This window comes from Ruegeria sp. BB1, assembly GCF_056539465.1.
Genome location: NZ_JBQFVB010000023.1, coordinates 1 through 2771 on the forward strand (window position 1 = coordinate 1; position 2771 = coordinate 2771).

Sequence of the window (2771 nt, forward strand, 5' to 3'; positions counted from 1 at the left end):
GCACCTTCCTTGATCCAATCGCCCGGGATCATCTCGGGGCGGCCAACGGCAGCAACGACGATATCTGCGCGGCGCACAACATCAGGCAGGTCCTTGGTGCGACTGTGTGCGATGGTCACGGTGCAGCTGTCACCCAGCAACAACTGCGCCATCGGCTTACCCACGATATTCGATCGGCCCACAACAACCGCATCCATACCCGAGAGCGAGCCATGGTAGTCGCGCAGCATCATCAAACACCCCAGCGGCGTGCAGGGCACCATCGACTTCTGCCCGGTACCCAGCAGTCCCACGTTCGAGATGTGGAAACCATCAACGTCCTTGGCCGGGTCAATCGAGTTGATCACCAGATCTTCGTTCAGATGTTTGGGCAGGGGCAACTGCACCAGAATACCATGCACGGCTGGGTCGTTGTTCAGCTTGTCGATCAACGCCAGCAGATCTTCTTCGGACGTGTCGATGTCCAGCTTGTGCTCGTACGAGTTCATGCCGACCTCGACGGTCATCTTTCCCTTGGACCGCACATAAACCTGGCTTGCTGGGTCTTCGCCTACCAGAACCACGGCCAGGCCGGGGGTGATGCCGTTTTCTTCTTTCAGCTTTGCGACCTGGTCGGCCACCTGGCCGCGTACTTTTGCGGCAAAGGCCTTACCGTCGATAACCTGCGCTACCATCCTTTGATCCCTTCTTTTCAAAAACGGATCGGGCGCACAAAGCGCCCGGTTCTTCATTCGGGGCCGAGCACGCGTTCTTCGCGGGCAATCGACCAGTCAATCAAGATGCGCCAAAGCTTCTCGGCAAGATCGGGGTCCATGCCCAACTCGTCGGAACTTGTGCGCACGCGCTGCACCACATCTTCGACACGATCCGGGATGCGGGCGGGTAGCCCCTCGCCGGGTTTCAACTGAGACGCACGATCTATGTAAGTTGCGCGCGCCACCAACATTTCAATCAATTGGCGATCCAGCTTGTCGATCTGAACCCGCAATTCCCGCATCGAATGACAGTCCTGCGGCGGTATCAGAGTGGGCATTTCAATCTCCTGCGGTCCGGGGATACCCCCGGACCACGAGATGTATCATTCGAGCGCTTAGAACAAGCCCTCGATCTCACCTGCGTCATTGAGGCAGATGGATTCCGCAGCCGGTTTGCGTGGCAGGCCGGGCATGGTCATGATCTCGCCGCAGACAACCACGATGAACCCGGCACCTGCCGACAGGCGAACCTCACGCACCGGAACCGAGTGGCCGGTGGGCGCGCCGCGCAGGGTCGGATCAGTCGAGAAGCTGTATTGCGTCTTGGCCATGCAGACCGGTAGATTACCGTATCCGGCCTCTTCCCATTCGCGCAACTGGTTGCGGATTTTGTTGTCGGCCAGAACCTCGTCAGCGCGGTAGATACGCTTGGCGATGGTTTCGATCTTTTCGAACAACGGCATTTCGTCGGGGTAGATCGGTGCAAAGTTCGCAGCACCATTTTCGACGATTTCCACAACTTTCTCAGCCAGAGGCGCAGAACCGTCTGAACCGAGCTCCCAGTGACGCGACAGAACTGCTTCGACACCATGTTCGGCGCAGTAATCCTTGACGGCCTGCACTTCGTCATCGGTGTCGGTGACAAAGTGGTTGATGGCGACAACAACGGGCACGCCGAAGGATTTCACGTTCTCGATGTGACGGCCCAGGTTGGCACAGCCCGACTGAACCGCGTCGACGTTTTCGGCACCCAGATCGGCTTTGGCAACACCGCCGTTCATCTTCATCGCGCGCACGGTGGCGACCAGAACAACTGCCGACGGAGCAATACCCGCCTTACGGCACTTGATATTCATGAACTTCTCGGCACCCAGATCAGCACCAAAACCCGCTTCGGTGACAACATAGTCGGCCACTTTCAGAGCGGTTTTGGTCGCGATGACCGAGTTACAGCCGTGTGCGATGTTCGCGAAAGGACCACCATGGACAAAGGCCGGGTTGTTTTCCAGCGTTTGCACCAGATTCGGCTGCATCGCGTCTTTCAGCAGAACGGTCATTGCGCCTTCGGCCTTGATGTCGCGGCAGTAAACCGGGGTCTTATCGCGGCGATAGGCCACAATGATGTCACCCAGACGCTTTTCCAGGTCTTTTAGGTCGGTGGCAAGGCAGAGGATCGCCATGACCTCGGACGCCACGGTGATGTCAAAGCCGGTTTCACGCGGGAAACCGTTCGACACGCCACCCAAGCTGGCGGTGATCTGACGCAGCGCACGGTCGTTCATGTCGACCACACGACGCCACGCAACGCGACGAATGTCGATCTCGCACTCATTGCCCCAGTAGATGTGGTTGTCGATCATCGCCGACAGCAGCGAGTGGGCCGAGGTGATGGCGTGGAAGTCACCTGTGAAGTGCAGGTTCATTTCCTCCATCGGAACAACCTGCGCGTAACCGCCACCCGCAGCACCACCCTTCATCCCGAAGTTCGGGCCAAGCGAGGCTTCGCGGATACAGATCATCGCGTTTTTGCCGATGCGGTTCAGGCCATCGCCCAGACCGACGGTGGTGGTGGTCTTACCCTCACCCGCAGGGGTCGGGTTGATCGCGGTCACCAGAATCAGTTTGCCGTCTTCACGACCTTGAACCGAGTTGATGAAGTCCTGGCTGACCTTCGCCTTGTCGTGGCCGTAAGGCAGCAGATCGTCACTGGAGATGCCAATTTTCGCACCGATTTCCTGAATCGGCTTCTTGTTCGCCTCACGGGCGATTTCGATGTCGGATTTGTAGCTCATTGGG

3 protein-coding genes are annotated in these 2771 nt (G+C 58.2%); all 3 read right to left on the bottom strand.

The window, feature by feature from the left end:
* A partial coding sequence (locus tag ACR0AL_RS20930; protein WP_480664534.1) for a tetrahydrofolate dehydrogenase/cyclohydrolase catalytic domain-containing protein occupies positions 1 to 674 on the bottom strand: 674 nt, incomplete at its 3' end.
* Between the two features lie 53 nt (positions 675 to 727).
* The gene (locus ACR0AL_RS20935; RefSeq protein ID WP_170352146.1) at positions 728 to 1033 is read right to left on the bottom strand and encodes a chorismate mutase; all 306 of its coding nucleotides are present in this window, start codon (positions 1031 to 1033) and stop codon (positions 728 to 730) included.
* Positions 1034 to 1090: 57 nt separating this feature from the next.
* The gene (locus ACR0AL_RS20940) at positions 1091 to 2767 is read right to left on the bottom strand and encodes a formate--tetrahydrofolate ligase (RefSeq protein WP_170352147.1); all 1677 of its coding nucleotides are present in this window, start codon (positions 2765 to 2767) and stop codon (positions 1091 to 1093) included.
* Positions 2768 to 2771: the final 4 nt, after the last annotated feature.

What these genes read in the sequence shown, in the direction of transcription:
- ACR0AL_RS20935 (WP_170352146.1), bottom strand. Translation starts at nt 1,033, where the DNA reads ATGCCCACTCTGATACCGCCGCAGGACTGTCATTCGATGCGGGAATTG.
- ACR0AL_RS20940 (WP_170352147.1), bottom strand. Translation starts at nt 2,767, where the DNA reads ATGAGCTACAAATCCGACATCGAAATCGCCCGTGAGGCGAACAAGAAG.